Raw genomic sequence first — 15,497 nt, 5'->3', positions numbered from 1 at the left:
TCATATCAGCAGATAGATATTAAAAAGAGCGACTGTTTAAGTCGCTCTGATCTCAAATTTGAATTAAATCCCTGTATCTTCATTTATATTAATACAATTCACCTGATTTACGTTTATCAAGAAAATCCTTAGTTTCTTTCACAATTACGCTTGAAAGTAATAATAAGGCAATTAAGTTTGGAATTGCCATTAAACCGTTAAAGGTATCTGCAAATAGCCAGACTAAGTCAAGCGTTGCTACCGTTCCAATAAAGACTGTTGCGATATACATTAAACGGTAAATGAGGACAAATTTTTCACCCAATAAATAGGTCGCGCACTTTTCACCATAATAACACCAGCCTAAAATAGTAGAGTAGGCAAAGAAAATAATCCCGAATGTTACCACCCAACCGCCAACCCCTGGTAGCAAACGATCAAAAATATGTGTAGTTAAAACTGCACCTGTTTCTGTACCAAAAGTATTTCCAGCAACCAGATAACCCATGACTAAAACAATACCTGTGATACTACATACAATAATAGTGTCGATAAATGTACCCGTCATGGATACTAGGCCTTGACGAACAGGGTGATCCGTTTTCGCTGCTGCGGCTGCAATTGGTGCAGAACCCATACCAGCCTCATTGGAGAATACACCACGTGCTACACCATAACGAATCACAGCACCAATGGCACCACCTGCAACTGCTTCACCTGTAAACGCATCTGTGAAAATTAACTTTAAAGCAGGTATGACTAATTCTAGATTACTGAAGATAATTGCTAAGCCACCGAGTACGTAACCAATCGCCATAATTGGGACAATAAAGGACGCTGCTTTAGCAATCGACTTAATTCCGCCTAAAATCACCAAGGCTGAAAAGACAGTAATGATAATTCCTGTAACCCAGGTTTGAACTCCCATGCTATTTTCGACTGCAAGTGCAACGGTGTTTGACTGTACTGAACTACCAATACCAAAGGATGCGATTGTACCAAATAAAGCAAATAAAACAGCAAGCCATTTCCATTTTAGTCCACGTTCAATATAGTACATTGGGCCACCTGATTTTTGCCCATTCTCGTTGGTGACTCGATATTTAACTGCCAAGACACCTTCACCATATTTGGTAGCCATTCCTACTAAGGCAGTCATCCACATCCAAAAGACGGCACCTGGTCCACCGAGCACACATGCTGTGGCGACTCCAGCGATATTTCCTGTGCCAATAGTGGCAGAAAGAGCTGTCATTAAAGCACCAAACTGGGAAATATCGCCATCGCTACTTTTGGCTTTATCATGTCGTCCAAACACTTGTTTGAAGGCGAAGGGGAGGAGTCTAAATTGTAAAAACATTAAGCGCAGAGTGAGAAAAATCCCCGTACCGACCAACAAAACAAGCATGTAGGGTCCCCAGACCCAACCGCTAAGTGTTTCCATCGCTGATTGTAAGTTTTGCATATTCGCTTCTTCTTTTTCCTGATCTGTTCTTTACATAGCAATTAAGCAAATGCTATGCCATCCCTGTATTTATGTGTTTTTGGATTGTTTATTAATTCAATTGAAAATTGGTCTAATCATCAAAATGGGTAAACAAATCCATATTGTTTTTTCCAATGATTTCTTTTTTGACATAGATTTATTTAACTTACAAGTCATTTTCTATGTTTAACAATCAATAAAAATAGTTGATTTTAATTGTTGATTTTTATAAATATTAATAAAATTAAATAAAATCATGTGATTATTAGTGTGTAATAATTGATCTTTGAGATAAAAATTTGCTGCGCAATGAATGAACAAACTTGATAATTTTTTTTTATTTTTTAGCAAAATTAAGCTAATTTGTGCAAATTAACACGAATGTTGAATTAAAAATGTCTAATGAAAATCAAAAGTCTTCTGTAGATTCAGGAGAATTGGCAAGAAGTTTATCGAATCGACATCTACAGTTAATTGCGATTGGTGGTGCGATTGGAACAGGACTGTTCATGGGGTCAGGCTCTACGATTAGTAAAGCTGGACCCTCGATATTAATTATTTATATGTTGATTGGTTTGATGGTGTTCTTCGTCATGCGTGCGCTTGGTGAATTATTATTGTCAAACTTAAAATATAAGTCATTTATTGATTTATCCACCGATTTAATTGGTCCTTGGGCAGGCTATTTTGTTGGATGGACCTATTGGCTATGTTGGGTCACGATTGGAATCGCAGATTTATCTGCCATTATTTACTATTTAGAGTTTTTTAATAATGGAGCATCCTTTACGCCATTAGGAGGGCTTTTAATTAGTACGGTTGCCATACTGTTTGTACTTGGTCTGAACTTGCTCACTGTACGACTGTTTGGTGAAATGGAGTTTTGGTTTGCCATGGTTAAAATTACAGCCATCATTGTGTTGATTGCTGTCGGTTTATGGATGGTCTTTACTGGGTTTACGAGCGAATCAGGTGCCGTGGCAAGTATCTCCAATCTTTGGTCACATGGGGGGATTTTCCCGAAAGGTTTAGATGGATTTTTGGCAGGTTTTCAAATCGCAATTTTTGCCTTTGTAGGTGTCGAATTGGTCGGTACAACGGCTGCTGAAACACAAGATCCTAAACGTAATTTACCTAAAGCAATTAATTCGATTCCAATCCGTATCATCATTTTCTATGTTTTAGCATTGTTTGTCGTGATGTGTGTAACACCTTGGGATCAAATTAATCCGAAAGTGAGTCCATTTGTAAATATTTTCTCACAAGCGGGTATTGCATCTGCTGCGATTATCATGAACTTGGTAGTATTGTCATCGGTTATGTCATCCATGAACAGTGGTGTATTCTCAACCAGTCGTATGCTATTTGGTTTATCGACAGATCAACAAGCACCAAAATTATTTGGTAAATTGTCGAAATCTTCTGTGCCTGCAAAAGCATTGATTTTTTCATCGATCTGTATCTTTTTAGGTGCATTTGTTCAATATGTGTATAAGGTTCAAACAGGAACCAATGATGAAGTTACGGCGTTTACCTTAGCGACAACTTTATCAACCATTCTATTTATATGTGTATGGATTATTATTATGTGGAGTTATATTAACTACCGCAGAAATAAACCTGAACTACATGCACAATCTACATTTAAGCTGCCTGGCGGTGTGTTTACATGTGTGGTTGTGATTTTATTTTTCTTAGCAACCGTGTATTTCCTTGCTTTAGATGAAACGACATTAGAGGCTTTAAAAGTAAGTCCAATTTGGTTAATCATTTTAGCAATTGGTTATTTTGTATTTTATAAGAAAAAATAATCCTATTGAATGTTCTTTTAAAAACTGTCTGATGGAAACATGAGGCAGTTTTTTTATGCGACAAAGTTTGACGTTATAGTTGATTTGATCATAAAAAATGCTAGAAGCAAAATTTAGGCTGTATTAAGATATTATTTTTATTATAAAAATGGGGACAGGGATGGGGCATGACGAACAGTATTTACAACGACATTTACAAGAAATATTTCGGGTGCATGGACTTTCACATAATCATGAGATCAGAAATGGTCATGCTGCATGGCAACAGCTGATTCAAGACAAATATCAACAAGAACCTTGTCAATTATTAGCATTATGCATGGTTTATGTTGAAAGTTTACAGTCCGCTTTACCCATTTCTGAAACAAAAATTCACTATGTAGAACATGCGCAAAACATTGCCAATTTTTATCGAGATCATGTGGAGCAACGCACACGTATTCTAACTGTGTTGAATGAGTTGTTGCTATTAGGTGAGGCTTATTTTGCACAACCACGTCTGTTTAAAGATTATGTGGCTAAAGGCATGTTTGAGCTTAAAGAAATTTTAGAGCGGACACAAGCATTGTGGGATTTACAGCAACTGTATCACAATGGAGATTTTAAATTTTCAGCAGGATTACTACCGCTGTTAGACCGCTATATTGCGTTGTTAGACCCTTATCAGGCATTGAATTATGATGAGCGTGAACCTTTAATTCAAGATTTACAGTTAGAGATTGTGCAACAATATCCTGAAGATATTTTAAATTTATTTTTATTTGCGCTTAAAGAAGAAGAATATTTTCATTATTGGGTCAGTAAAAAATTGTTTTTTATTTTGATGGAACAAAAAGATAAGCGTTTAAATCGACCTGAAATTTTAGAAAAATTAGTACAAGAATTTGATCTAATTATTAAAAAAATGATTTATGCCAAACCATTTATTCTGCATTTGGCCTTTTCAATCGAAAAAATCGCCAAAGCGCAACAACTCAATCATGCCATTGTAGATGCGATGGTGCAGATTCAGTTTACCAAACACAGTACCCAATCTATAGCTATGCGCCGTTTGGAACAAATTCAACACAAAGTCAGTGACTTGGCAACAGCATTTACGCAACAAAACACACTCAATTCTGCTCAATATGCAGATATCGAATATCAGTTACCGTTGTCTGCGGTGACGCCAAGTAGGACATTTTATAGTGCGATACCTTTGGTTTGGGTAGATATTTTACAACAAGAATTTGCAGCTTTTGATAGACCGAAAAAAGCAGATTGGCAGATATTTTGGCAGCATGTAGACAATGTGAGTGCGAAAAAGCCTAGTCAAAAATGGTTAAAAAAAGCTGAAGAAATTTTACAGTCATCCATTCAGGAGGCTTATGTACAGCGTGTGTCAGGATGGATGACGTTAATTGAGCAAAATTCACCGCGAAATATGCGTGTATTTGACAGTAAAAATGAAAATACGTTGAAAGGCGTGTTGTGGTTTTTATTGTTATTGCCTGTACAGCAAGAGGTGATTGTATTATTAAGTCGTGTTGTGCAGATTGGTTATCGTAAAATTGCCGGGATCGGTGCAAATAGCACCAATTTAGCAAATGCAGCCATCTATGTCTTATTGCAGCAGGGTGAAAGTGGTAGACAAGCGTTGCATGATTTATACGAACATTTATCTTATGACATTGCTAAAAATGCGATTCAAAAAGCATTGGACAGTGTTGGAGAACATACAGACTAATCTAGCAAATTTATTAATTTCACTTATGTTAAAAGCCGATGAGTAAATCATAGGCTTTTGCTTTTATCATCAGGGTGATCACGCTATACTGCCATAAAACATTGTATTGGGTACACTGATGTATGCTATTTCAAATAAAATCGCTTTGCTGTCAATTTTTCTATTGTTAACAGCATGTGGTCAATCAGGTGAATTACAATTACCAAATGACCCAAATTATGACAAACGTGCGCAATATTTGCTTTACCCAAATACAGACAGTCAAGCCACTTCTGCTGACAAAAAAGTAGTCGCAACTCTCGATGCACCTGCCGCATCACAAGTGACAACCAACTAAATTTTTAGCGTTCATTGAAAGGATACATTCATGAGTTTTTCCCGCATTAATGGGGTATTGCATGCAGAGCAATGTTCTTTAGATCAGCTTGCACAGCAATTTGGCACACCGCTTTATGTTTACTCTAAAGCAACGTTTGAAAAACATTATTTAGATATGGATAAAGCTTTTGAATTTATCGATCATCAAATTTGTTTTGCGGTGAAGTCAAACTCAAATCTTGCGGTATTGAATGTACTGGCAAAACTCGGTTCAGGTTTTGATATTGTGACAGGTGGCGAGCTTGCACGTGTGTTAGCCGCAGGTGGCGATGCTTCAAAAATTGTATTCTCTGGTTTAGGTAAACAAGAAGCAGATATTCAAAAAGCCTTAGAAGTGGGCATTGCTTGTTTTAATGTTGAATCTTATGCTGAACTTGATCGAATTCAAAAAGTTGCTGCTCAACTTGGCAAAAAAGCGCCAATTTCTTTACGTGTAAACCCAGATGTAGATGCGAAAACACATCCGTATATTTCAACAGGGTTAAAAGAAAATAAATTTGGTATTCCTTCAGATGTCGTTTTTGAAACATACCAATATGCAGCTTCTTTACCAAATCTTGATGTTGTGGGCATCGACTGTCATATTGGTTCACAGTTGACTGAAACTCAACCTTTTGTTGATGCACTTGATCGTGTGATTGCCATGATTGAACAGTTGAAAGCACTTGGCATCAATCTAAAACACATCGACATTGGTGGTGGTTTAGGTGTGACCTATAAAGATGAAACACCGCCTACAGTGACTGAATATGCCAATGCAATGCGTCCTGCTTTAGAGAAACTTGGCTTAAAAGTCTATATGGAACCGGGTCGTAGTATCTCTGCCAATGCGGGTGTACTATTAACCAAAGTTGATTTACTCAAACCAACCAATCATCGTAATTTTGCAATTATTGATGCAGCAATGAATGACTTGATTCGCCCATCTTTATATCAAGCATGGATGGACATTCAAGCGGTTACACCTCGTGCCGATGTTGAAACAAAAACATGGGATCTTGTGGGTGCGATTTGTGAAACGGGTGACTTCTTAGGAAAAGAGCGCGATTTAGCATTACAAGAAAATGATATTTTGGCAGTGATGGGTGCAGGGGCTTACGGCTTTGTCATGAGCTCAAACTATAATAGCCGTGGACGTGCTGCGGAAATCATGGTTGATGGTGAGCAAGCACATGTGATTCGTCAGCGTGAAACGATTGAATCACTTTGGGAAAATGAACAGTTATTGCCTTAAGGAGTAAATGAAGATGTTATTAGAATTTACTAAAATGCATGGCTTGGGCAATGACTTTATGGTGGTTGACCTGATCAGCCAACGTGCTTTTTTTGATACCGCGACTATTCGTCGTTTGGCTGACCGTCATTTTGGTGTGGGCTTTGATCAACTACTGATCGTTGAACCTCCTGATTTTCCAAATGTCGATTTTAAATATCGTATTTTCAATGCGGATGGTTCTGAAGTCGAACAGTGTGGTAATGGTGTACGTTGTTTTGCGCGTTTTGTACATGAGCGTCAACTGACCAATAAAACTAAATTTAAGGTACAAACCTGCGCAGGAATTGTAGAACCTGAAATTGGTGCAAATGGTTGGGTACGTGTCAATATGGGCTATCCGAAGTTTTTACCTGTTGAAATCCCATTTGTTGCTGAAGAAGCAGATGCTTTATATGACATCGACTTAGCTAATGAGCAAAAGTTGACGATTGATGTTGTCAACATGGGAAATCCTCACGCAGTCACCGTGGTTTCAGATGTTTTAACAGCTGATGTCGAAAATATTGGTCGTCAAGTTGAGTCACATGCGCGTTTTCCTCAGCGTGTAAATGCAGGCTTTATGCAAATCATTGATGAAAAACATGCACGTTTACGTGTCTTTGAGCGTGGTGTAGGTGAAACCATGGCATGTGGCACAGGTGCTTGTGCTGCGGCAGTTTCGGGCATACGTCGTGGTTTATTGTCTAATCAAGTGGAAATTGAGCTTGCAGGCGGTACATTGCACATTGAATGGAAAGAAGGCGATGTGGTGTGGATGACAGGTCCAACGGCAAATGTTTATGAAGGTCGTTTGGATTTACGTTATTTTCAAAGTTGATTAAACGTTATTGTTAGCAAAGCAGATTTTAATACTGTGAAAAGCCCTGAAGTGATTTCGGGGCTTTTTTAAGGGCTGAGCTAAACCTAATTGATAAAATAATGAAAATCATGCAATGGCTGTTGAGGGACAGCACTAAATTTTGTAGATGAAAATTTTTGTAGATGAAGATCGCGACAATCGCAACACAGCGAGTCATCATCTTGATATACTTGATAAGAATTGACATTATTTTTGATGATTCTCAATGATGCTTTTCTTTATTTAATATTTCAAGGAAATGACAGTGATTGCTTCCTGCCGCAAACAGGTTTTCAATACTCCTGAGCATTTAACCACATGGCTGTATGCCGAAGGTTCACTCACACAACAACTGACTGACATCGCGAGTGGTGTATTTAAAGTTGAACCGACACATGAGCATTTCCAACGTTTAACATGGATTGATAGTCAATGGATGCAGATGCCGTATCAACATACAGCATGGGTACGTGAAAGCCTTTTATATGGCTGTGATGCAGATGCATGGGTCAAAGCTAAAAGTATTTTCCCGATTTTAAGCTTGCAAAAACGTGCTCGTTTATTTCAGCATATTGGGCGACAACCTATAGGTCGATTTTTATTTCAGCGTACACATCCTGCTTGTGAGCGTCGTGTATTGCTTTTAGACGATGGTTGGACACGTCAAAGTTGTTATACTTGGCATGGCTGCAAATTTATTGTGCAAGAAACTTTTTTACCTGCTTTTGAGCAATTCCTTGAAAGTAAATCGTTGAAATAAGGTGTTGGATTTTCATGACAACTCTGCAACAGACCACATGGCGTGATCGCTTAGAAGCTTATTATTATTTGTGTCGGTTTGACAAACCAATTGGTACCGAATTGGTGTTTTGGCCGACCATGTGGGCGTTATGGATTGCAGCAGGAGGCATTCCTGATCTTGTCACATTAACTGCTATGGTGTTAGGTACGATTTTTATGCGTGCAGCAGGTTGTGCAATTAATGATTTTGCAGATCGTAAGGTGGATGCGCATGTAGAACGTACCAAAAACAGACCCTTAGCCACAGGGGTGATTTCAGCCAAAGAAGCGATTTGGGTTTTTGTCGCTTTAGTCGCTGCAAGTGCGTGTACATTGTTTTTCTTACCGATTGCGACTTTCTATTGCGCATTGGCAGCTTTGGTCTTGGCATTTATTTACCCATTTATGAAACGCTATACCCATTTACCACAAGTGGTTTTAGGCATGGCATTTTCATGGGGCATTCCAATGTCTTTTACCGCGATGGGTAAGCCTTTGGATTGGACATGTTGGTTGCTTTATTTTGGTAATTTGGCTTGGACAGTGGCTTATGATACACAATATGCCATCACTGACCGTGAATATGATTTGAAAATTGGTGTGAAGTCGACAGCCATTTTATTTGGCAAATATGACATTGAAATTATTTCCTTATTACAAGCAACAGCGGTGATTTTGATTGGTGCAAGTTTATATTTGGAAAATCTATTATTTCCTTATGGTTTAATTGCCTTGTTGGTGGTGGTTGCAGACTTTATTTATCAATGGACAAAGACCAATGATCGTGATCCGCAACGTTGTTTTTGGGCATTCCGACATAATCGTTGGGTTGGGCTGATTATCTTTGTAGGTATATTTATTGCTTTATATTTTAAAAATTAAAAATTTAAAGATAAACGATGAAAACATCGTATTTTCATGAAAAGTACCCTAGTAAGGTACTTTTTTTTATGCTTTATTAGTGAAGTGCTCATGAAGAGCAAAAAAACAACAATGAGGATATATTTATGCAACATGTACTTAAAAAATCACTGATTGCGTTGAGCTGTACTTCGGTTCTCTTTTTTGCGGGGTGTAATGATGATGACGATGACTTTAATTTTATCGTAGACTCAAAGACTAAAACATTTAAAGTTGATAACGATGTTGCCAATGTGGCAAATAAGCATGATATTTTTACATACACTATGCCAAGTGTGTTAAATAAAGATATTGATGCAACAACTTTAGTTTTTACACCGAAAGGTACAGCGCCAACAGGTGGGTGGCCTGTGGTGGTGTGGGCACATGGCACAACAGGGGCAGCTGATCAATGTGCTCCATCTGCAAATGAATTGAGTGGGTTAGAAAAAGATTTGATTATGGCTTTGCTGCAAAAAGGCTATGCAGTTGTTGCACCAGACTATGAAGGTTTAGGTAATAAGAAAGTTGCTCATCCTTATCTGAATTTACAAAGTGCTGCAAAATCAATTTTATTTGCTTTGGATCAAGCCAATAAACACTATGGTAATTTGTCTAAAAATTGGAGTGTTATTGGGTGGTCACAAGGTGGGCATGCTGCTTTAGCTGCGGCTGAATATAGTAAAGCATTACCAAATTATAATTTTAAAGGCACAGTGGCGATTGCACCAGCATCCTATTTAGGTGAAACACTTGATTTGGGTATGCAAGTTGCAAATCAGTATGCACTTGCAGGTGACGCTGTACAAGCGACAAAAATTGGTGCAACTTTATATACTTATGCTGCAATTGTCAGCTCGGGAATCAAAGCTGGATCAACAACCTTTAAATATAATCAAGCCTTTATTGATGCAAAAGTACCTTTGGCAGAACAAGCGGAAAGTTTGTGTTCACCTGAGTTAGCCGTTAAATTTGGTGAGGATATTCAAAAAACTTTACAGTCGAATGGTGGTAACTTTAGTAAATATCAAGCATTACAAAAGGACTTTAAAACAGACCCTGATATTGCAAATTATTTAGCAGATAATACGCCTGCTAAAGTGAAGCTTGAAAAGCCTGTGTATATTTATCAAGGTAAAGCAGATACCACAGTACCATATCTCATTACAGAACAATTGGTTGCAAATATGACGGCGAAAAAAACCGATGTTAAATTGCAGCTTTTAGAAGGAAAAACGCATAGTACAGCGGTATCTGACAATATTCCGTTATTGGCAAATACTGTAGATGCATTGATGAAACAATAATGTAGTTTCATAAAAATAAGGAGCATATAGCTCCTTATTTTTTCAGATTAAATATTCAATTATTTCTGCAAAGCTTTTAAATCTTCTAAAACAATTTCAGCATGTCTTGCTGCTTTGACTTTGCGATATTCTTTAACCAATTCGCCTTTATGGAAAATAAAAGTAGAGCGTTCGATGCCCATAACTTTTTTACCATACATATTTTTTTCTTTAATGACATCAAAATGCTGACAGAGCACTTCATCTTTGTCACTAATCAAGTCAATTGTTAAAGCCTGTTTTTCAGTAAAGTTCTGATGCGTTTTCACGGAGTCACGAGAAACACCAATAATCGTGGTGTTTAAAGCATCAAATTGATCTTTTAAACAAGAAAATCCAACGGCTTGTGTCGTACAACCTGGGGTATTATCTTTTGGATAAAAATAAAGAATGAGCCAATCCGTTGTTATTTCGGTGAGATTGATTTCACCTTGCGTACTCGCAAAGCACTGGTTGGGTAATTGAATATTCTCAGACATGTGTTACTCCAATTTTATTCCATTATGCAAGCTATAAAAAATAAGCCACAAAAATGTGGCTTATTTTCAAATGATGACAACTTATTTTTTCGCTTGAGCCGCTTTCATTGCAGCTTCAGTTAAGGTTTTTAATTTACCTGTTAACTGAGGACCAAAACATGCTTGAAGGTCTTGGTTTTGTTTTTGTACAAACGCTAAAGAAGAAGGATTTTTCTTTTGGTTAATGGCACTTTGGATTTGCCATTTTTGATCATTGGTCAGTTTGCCGTCTGATTCAATTGCACAAGAACAGTATTTGCTGACTTCAGCAGAGGTTAATTTGCCACCTTTGGCTGTTTCAGTTTTACATACACCAATCAATGCAGACTTTACGTTGCTGCTTTTATATGCTTGTTGTAGTGCATTATTGTCTGCTTGTGCTGCTGTACCAAATAAAGCCGCCGCAGAAAATAAAGTTGAAAGAATAAGACCCGATTTTAAGTTTTTCATAAACTGTACCTTGTTATTACTGTATATAACGTGTTGGGTCAGCAACACCTGCATCATTGAAGCCTTGCTTTCTGAGGCGGCAGCTATCACATTTTCCACAAGCACGTCCTTGGTCATCTGCTTGGTAACAGGAGACCGTTTGACTATAGTCTACGCCATGTTCAATGCCTAAGCGTATTATATTCGCTTTGGATAAATGTAACAGAGGTGTTTCAAATTTAAGTGGTTTTCCTTCAATCCCCACTTTGGTTGCAAGGCGAGCCATATTAGCAAAAGCTTCGATAAATTCAGGTCGGCAGTCAGGATATCCTGAATAATCAACAGCATTGATGCCAATTACAATCGCTTGTGCATCAAAAACTTCAGCAGCAGCCAGTGCATAAGATAAGAAAATTGTGTTACGTGCTGGAACATAAGTTACAGGAATACCATCAGTTTCATGATCAGGAACATCAATATTATGGTCAGTCAGTGCAGAACCACCCAAATTTCCTAAGTCAATATTGATGACACGATGTTCTATACCTGCATTTTTTGTAATCGCGCGTGCTGCATCAAGTTCTGTGGTTGAGCGTTGACCATACATAAAGCTTAGCGCAATACAGTCATAATTTGCTTGTGCCCAAGCCAAACACGTTGTTGAGTCTAAGCCACCAGATAATAAAACTACGGCGCGAGGGCGCATAATCAAAGTCTCCAAAAATTACTAAAATTCGATAACTTATCGTGCTTTATATTTTCTAAACGTAAAATAAAAATACAACGATGCGATCTATTAACGACCAGTTTCATCATTCCATAACAATTTATGCAATTGTAATTGGAAACGAACAGGGAGATGGTCATCTAAAATCCATTGTGCAAGGTCACGTGCCAATTGTGGCAAACGTACCGCACCTTTTTCGACTGCAAAGGCAGGGGAGAACCAAACAGTACTCACTTTTTCATTTAACTGAAAATCAGCGACTTGTTGCTTTGCCCAATCATAGTCTTCACGATTACAAATCACAAACTTGATCTGATCATGTGGTGTTAAATGTTCAAAATTACTGAGTAAATTGCGTTGCATTTCACCCGACGTTGGGGTTTTTAAGTCTAAAACTTTAGACACACGTGGATCAACTTTAGATACATCCAATGCACCACTGGTTTCTAATGAAACATCACAACCTAAGTCAGCAAGACGTGTCATGAGTGGTAAGGCATTGGGCTGAGCTAAGGGTTCACCACCTGTTACACAAATATAAGGGGTTTTAAAATCGAGCGTTGTTTGAATAATTTGCTCTAAAGATTGGCGTTCACCACCTTCAAAAGAATACGTGGTATCACAATAGGTACAACGTAGAGGACATCCTGTTAACCGAATAAATACCGTGGGTAAGCCTGCTGCATTGGCTTCACCTTGCAAAGAATAGAAAATCTCCGTAATACGTAGTCCCGCAGACGGATCGGAGACAGGAATAGTCGAAGTTCGCAGAGCATTCATGAGATTTACCACAGGTTACAAAATGAAAAATCTCCACGCTCACATCTGAGCGTGGAGATGGAGGAACGAAGAAAGCGCCAAGGAACACGTAGCTCCTTAAAATGAACGATTAGTCTTCGCGTAATAAGTCATTCAAACTGGTTTTTGCACGTGTTTTCGCATCTACTTTTTTCACGATAACCGCAGCATATAAGCTGTATTTACCGCATTTTGATGGAAGGCTACCCGATACAACAACTGAGCCTGCTGGTACACGACCATAATGGATTTCACCGGTTTCACGGTCATAGATCTTGGTAGATTGACCAATGAAAACACCCATTGAAATAACTGAGCCTTCTTCAACGATCACGCCTTCAACGATTTCAGAGCGTGCGCCAATAAAACAGTTGTCTTCAATAATTGTAGGATTCGCTTGAAGTGGCTCTAATACACCACCAATACCTACACCACCTGAAAGGTGAACATTTTTACCAATTTGAGCACATGAACCCACAGTTGCCCATGTGTCAACCATTGTGCCTTCATCCACATAAGCACCGATGTTCACATAAGAAGGCATCAACACAACATTTTTTGCTTGGAAAGAGCCTTTACGTGCAACAGCAGGAGGAACAACACGCACACCCGCCTCTTGGAATTGTGTTTCAGTCCAGCCTTTAAATTTCGTATCAACTTTGTCGTAAAAACGAAGATCACAAGATTCAATTGGCTTATTGTCGTTAATTTTAAAAGACAATAAAACAGCTTTTTTAAGCCATTGGTGAACAATCCATTCACCGTCAATTTTTTCTGCTACACGAAGTGAGCCATTATCTAAACCCGCAATTGCTTCCTCAACGGCTTGGCGAATTTCTGCTGGGCATGTTGCAGCAGTGAAATTAGCACGGTCTTCAAATGCTTGCTCAATAAGAGTTGAAAGCTGAGACATGATCTTTTTTCCAAAAAAAGTTTGCCGAAGATTCTACACCAAAAGTGATGAAATGAGATAAAAAAACCGCATTTTCTAGAAAAATATCATATTGAAAAAGGTTTTATCGGATAAGCATAAAAATACGCATTTTGTATAGATGTAAAGCAACTAAAAACAAATAATTACGTAGAATTGTATCAAAAATTAACAAAACTTCATCAATATGTATATTTTTTAACATAAAGTTTTTGAATATGATGGGCTCACGTCAAAAATATATGAATGATTAAAGAAGAAATGCTTTTTGAGGAGACATCTATGAAAATGTTAAAAGTATTAGCAGTAGCGACAGCATTATCTGCATCGTGTTTTGCAATGGCTGATGACCAAGTGGTACATAGTGGTTATGCATTTGATAAAAACCAATTAATCCCAACAGGTGTACGTGCTGAAGTAGGTACAACAGGTTACGGTGGTGCTTTACTTTGGACAGCGAACCCATATGTTGGTTTGGCTCTAGGTTATAATGGTGGTGACATTTCTTGGTCGGATGATGTTAAAGTAAATGGCTCAACATATGATATGGATATGGATAACAGCCTTGCATATTTAAATGCTGAAATTCGTCCTTGGGGTGCAAGCCAAAATGTATGGGCACAAGGTCTATATGTTGCAGCAGGTGTAGGCTATGTTGATAATGATTATGACCTAAACCGTAATGTAAATGCGGGTCGTAATTTTACTGTGAATCATAAAGACTTCCAAGCAGGTCCTAATGGTACACAAATTAAAGGTAGTTTATCATATGATAATGATATAGCACCTTATGTTGGTTTTGGTTTTGCGCCTAAAATTACTAAAAACATCGGCGTTTTTGGTGAAGTAGGTGCGTATTATACAGGTAATCCAAACGTAAACCTTCAAGCAGTATCTGGTTCAGCTAGCTCAACTGTAGGTCATGATTTAGATCAAGAACTTGCAAATGAATCTAATAAAATTGCAAACGATGACAAATATGAGTGGATGCCAGTGGGTAAAGTGGGGATCAGCTACAACTGGTAAGACTTGATTTTATCATGATCGAAAAGACGAGCTTCGGCTCGTTTTTTTATGCATATCATTTATTGTTTAAAATGAATAACCAATTTTTATACCATAAGCGATTGCATAATTATCATCTATTGCATTTAAGTTTGCACTTTGATTACCTGCAATAAAAATATCGTTTTGTACGGTTTGAGCTTTTTGTAATTTAAAATATTTTAAACCCGCTGTAATAAAACGATTGGGTTGTAGTTGATATATTGCACCGAGACCTAAAGCATAAAAACCATCGGAAGGATTGAGTGTCTTAGCAGGATTGCCTGTACCAGAATCCCAAGATACATCTGTGAGCATGATCCATTGATCATGGACTCGATGAGCCAATCCTAACTGACTAGACCATAAGAACCATAGATTAAATGCTTGCTTCTGACAGCAGTTTTGAAATCCACATTGACTGAGTGTGGGGGTTGAATATTTGTGCCACTATTCGTTATAAATTGTATCTTCTGTCCTGCGAGCGTTTCATTAGTATTCATGCTGTGACCCCAACCAAGTATAAAAAG

17 protein-coding genes are annotated in these 15,497 nt (G+C 37.9%); 9 read left to right on the top strand and 8 right to left on the bottom strand.

The window, feature by feature from the left end; genetic code table 11:
* Positions 1–88: 88 nt before the first annotated feature.
* Positions 89–1,444, bottom strand: coding sequence for an alanine/glycine:cation symporter family protein (locus tag HUV91_RS08015; RefSeq protein WP_174493077.1), 1,356 nt, complete (start codon positions 1,442–1,444; stop codon positions 89–91).
* 416 nt (positions 1,445–1,860) lie between these two features.
* On the opposite strand from HUV91_RS08015, the gene HUV91_RS08010 reads away from it, so the two are divergent.
* From HUV91_RS08010 to HUV91_RS07975, 8 genes are all read left to right on the top strand, one after another.
* A complete protein-coding gene (locus tag HUV91_RS08010; protein WP_174493076.1) occupies positions 1,861–3,276 on the top strand; it encodes an amino acid permease in 1,416 nt (471 codons plus the stop codon).
* 160 nt (positions 3,277–3,436) lie between these two features.
* On the top strand, positions 3,437–5,002 hold the full coding sequence (locus tag HUV91_RS08005) for a hypothetical protein (protein ID WP_174493075.1): 1,566 nt from the start codon (positions 3,437–3,439) through the stop codon (positions 5,000–5,002).
* A gap of 118 nt (positions 5,003–5,120) precedes the next feature.
* The gene (lptM, locus tag HUV91_RS08000; RefSeq protein ID WP_130072939.1) at positions 5,121–5,339 is read left to right on the top strand and encodes an LPS translocon maturation chaperone LptM; all 219 of its coding nucleotides are present in this window, start codon (positions 5,121–5,123) and stop codon (positions 5,337–5,339) included.
* 30 nt (positions 5,340–5,369) lie between these two features.
* Positions 5,370–6,614, top strand: coding sequence for a diaminopimelate decarboxylase (gene lysA, locus HUV91_RS07995; protein ID WP_130072938.1), 1,245 nt, complete (start codon positions 5,370–5,372; stop codon positions 6,612–6,614).
* Positions 6,615–6,627: 13 nt separating this feature from the next.
* Positions 6,628–7,473, top strand: a complete 846-nt coding sequence (dapF, locus tag HUV91_RS07990) for a diaminopimelate epimerase (RefSeq protein ID WP_174493610.1) — start codon at positions 6,628–6,630, stop codon at positions 7,471–7,473.
* A 280-nt stretch (positions 7,474–7,753) separates the two neighbouring features.
* Positions 7,754–8,254 (top strand): chorismate lyase, encoded by a 501-nt coding sequence (locus HUV91_RS07985; RefSeq protein WP_174493074.1) that lies wholly within the window; start codon positions 7,754–7,756, stop codon positions 8,252–8,254.
* 14 nt (positions 8,255–8,268) lie between these two features.
* Positions 8,269–9,156, top strand: a complete 888-nt coding sequence (ubiA, locus tag HUV91_RS07980) for a 4-hydroxybenzoate octaprenyltransferase (protein ID WP_174493073.1) — start codon at positions 8,269–8,271, stop codon at positions 9,154–9,156.
* A 125-nt stretch (positions 9,157–9,281) separates the two neighbouring features.
* The gene (locus tag HUV91_RS07975) at positions 9,282–10,481 is read left to right on the top strand and encodes an alpha/beta hydrolase family protein (protein WP_174493072.1); all 1,200 of its coding nucleotides are present in this window, start codon (positions 9,282–9,284) and stop codon (positions 10,479–10,481) included.
* Positions 10,482–10,540: 59 nt separating this feature from the next.
* Here the strand turns inward: HUV91_RS07975 and HUV91_RS07970 are convergent, their stop codons facing one another.
* The 5 genes from HUV91_RS07970 to dapD all read right to left on the bottom strand — a co-directional run bounded on the left by HUV91_RS07970 (position 10,541) and on the right by dapD (position 13,905).
* Positions 10,541–10,999: a peroxiredoxin gene (locus HUV91_RS07970; RefSeq protein ID WP_174493071.1), complete on the bottom strand. Its 459-nt coding sequence runs from the start codon at positions 10,997–10,999 to the stop codon at positions 10,541–10,543.
* 81 nt (positions 11,000–11,080) lie between these two features.
* Positions 11,081–11,488, bottom strand: coding sequence for a hypothetical protein (locus HUV91_RS07965; protein ID WP_130072932.1), 408 nt, complete (start codon positions 11,486–11,488; stop codon positions 11,081–11,083).
* 16 nt (positions 11,489–11,504) lie between these two features.
* Positions 11,505–12,173 (bottom strand): 7-cyano-7-deazaguanine synthase QueC, encoded by a 669-nt coding sequence (queC, locus tag HUV91_RS07960; RefSeq protein ID WP_130072931.1) that lies wholly within the window; start codon positions 12,171–12,173, stop codon positions 11,505–11,507.
* 90 nt (positions 12,174–12,263) lie between these two features.
* Positions 12,264–12,974 carry a 7-carboxy-7-deazaguanine synthase QueE gene (queE, locus tag HUV91_RS07955; RefSeq protein WP_174493070.1) on the bottom strand — a complete coding sequence of 237 codons (711 nt, stop codon included), beginning with the start codon at positions 12,972–12,974 and terminating at the stop codon, positions 12,264–12,266.
* 109 nt (positions 12,975–13,083) lie between these two features.
* On the bottom strand, positions 13,084–13,905 hold the full coding sequence (dapD, locus tag HUV91_RS07950; protein ID WP_130072929.1) for a 2,3,4,5-tetrahydropyridine-2,6-dicarboxylate N-succinyltransferase: 822 nt from the start codon (positions 13,903–13,905) through the stop codon (positions 13,084–13,086).
* A gap of 300 nt (positions 13,906–14,205) precedes the next feature.
* Here dapD and carO point away from each other — a divergent pair, with 300 nt between their 5' ends.
* Positions 14,206–14,949, top strand: a complete 744-nt coding sequence (gene carO / locus HUV91_RS07945) for an ornithine uptake porin CarO (RefSeq protein WP_174493069.1) — start codon at positions 14,206–14,208, stop codon at positions 14,947–14,949.
* Positions 14,950–15,015: 66 nt separating this feature from the next.
* Here carO and HUV91_RS07940 read toward each other — a convergent pair whose 3' ends face one another.
* Both HUV91_RS07940 and HUV91_RS07935 read right to left on the bottom strand, forming a co-directional pair.
* Positions 15,016–15,285: a hypothetical protein gene (locus HUV91_RS07940; RefSeq protein ID WP_174493068.1), complete on the bottom strand. Its 270-nt coding sequence runs from the start codon at positions 15,283–15,285 to the stop codon at positions 15,016–15,018.
* A 32-nt stretch (positions 15,286–15,317) separates the two neighbouring features.
* On the bottom strand, positions 15,318–15,470 hold the full coding sequence (locus HUV91_RS07935; protein WP_174493067.1) for a hypothetical protein: 153 nt from the start codon (positions 15,468–15,470) through the stop codon (positions 15,318–15,320).
* Positions 15,471–15,497: the final 27 nt, after the last annotated feature.

The organism is Acinetobacter sp. Marseille-Q1623 (assembly GCF_902809895.1).
Classification (GTDB): Bacteria; Pseudomonadota; Gammaproteobacteria; order Pseudomonadales; family Moraxellaceae; genus Acinetobacter; species Acinetobacter piscicola_A.
The sequence above is the reverse complement of the archived record's forward strand: the minus strand, read 5'-3'. Positions and strand labels throughout refer to the sequence as shown.

Excerpts from the sequence above, each read along its gene's own strand:
- HUV91_RS08015 (WP_174493077.1), bottom strand. The coding sequence starts at position 1,444 with ATGCAAAACTTACAATCAGCGATGGAAACACTTAGCGGTTGGGTCTGG.
- HUV91_RS08010 (WP_174493076.1), top strand. The coding sequence starts at position 1,861 with ATGTCTAATGAAAATCAAAAGTCTTCTGTAGATTCAGGAGAATTGGCA.
- HUV91_RS08005 (WP_174493075.1), top strand. The coding sequence starts at position 3,437 with ATGGGGCATGACGAACAGTATTTACAACGACATTTACAAGAAATATTT.
- lptM (WP_130072939.1), top strand. The coding sequence starts at position 5,121 with ATGTATGCTATTTCAAATAAAATCGCTTTGCTGTCAATTTTTCTATTG.
- lysA (WP_130072938.1), top strand. The coding sequence starts at position 5,370 with ATGAGTTTTTCCCGCATTAATGGGGTATTGCATGCAGAGCAATGTTCT.
- dapF (WP_174493610.1), top strand. The coding sequence starts at position 6,628 with ATGTTATTAGAATTTACTAAAATGCATGGCTTGGGCAATGACTTTATG.
- HUV91_RS07985 (WP_174493074.1), top strand. The coding sequence starts at position 7,754 with ATGACAGTGATTGCTTCCTGCCGCAAACAGGTTTTCAATACTCCTGAG.
- ubiA (WP_174493073.1), top strand. The coding sequence starts at position 8,269 with ATGACAACTCTGCAACAGACCACATGGCGTGATCGCTTAGAAGCTTAT.
- HUV91_RS07975 (WP_174493072.1), top strand. The coding sequence starts at position 9,282 with ATGCAACATGTACTTAAAAAATCACTGATTGCGTTGAGCTGTACTTCG.
- HUV91_RS07970 (WP_174493071.1), bottom strand. The coding sequence starts at position 10,999 with ATGTCTGAGAATATTCAATTACCCAACCAGTGCTTTGCGAGTACGCAA.
- HUV91_RS07965 (WP_130072932.1), bottom strand. The coding sequence starts at position 11,488 with ATGAAAAACTTAAAATCGGGTCTTATTCTTTCAACTTTATTTTCTGCG.
- queC (WP_130072931.1), bottom strand. The coding sequence starts at position 12,173 with ATGCGCCCTCGCGCCGTAGTTTTATTATCTGGTGGCTTAGACTCAACA.
- queE (WP_174493070.1), bottom strand. The coding sequence starts at position 12,974 with ATGAATGCTCTGCGAACTTCGACTATTCCTGTCTCCGATCCGTCTGCG.
- dapD (WP_130072929.1), bottom strand. The coding sequence starts at position 13,905 with ATGTCTCAGCTTTCAACTCTTATTGAGCAAGCATTTGAAGACCGTGCT.
- carO (WP_174493069.1), top strand. The coding sequence starts at position 14,206 with ATGAAAATGTTAAAAGTATTAGCAGTAGCGACAGCATTATCTGCATCG.
- HUV91_RS07940 (WP_174493068.1), bottom strand. The coding sequence starts at position 15,285 with ATGCTCACAGATGTATCTTGGGATTCTGGTACAGGCAATCCTGCTAAG.
- HUV91_RS07935 (WP_174493067.1), bottom strand. The coding sequence starts at position 15,470 with ATGAATACTAATGAAACGCTCGCAGGACAGAAGATACAATTTATAACG.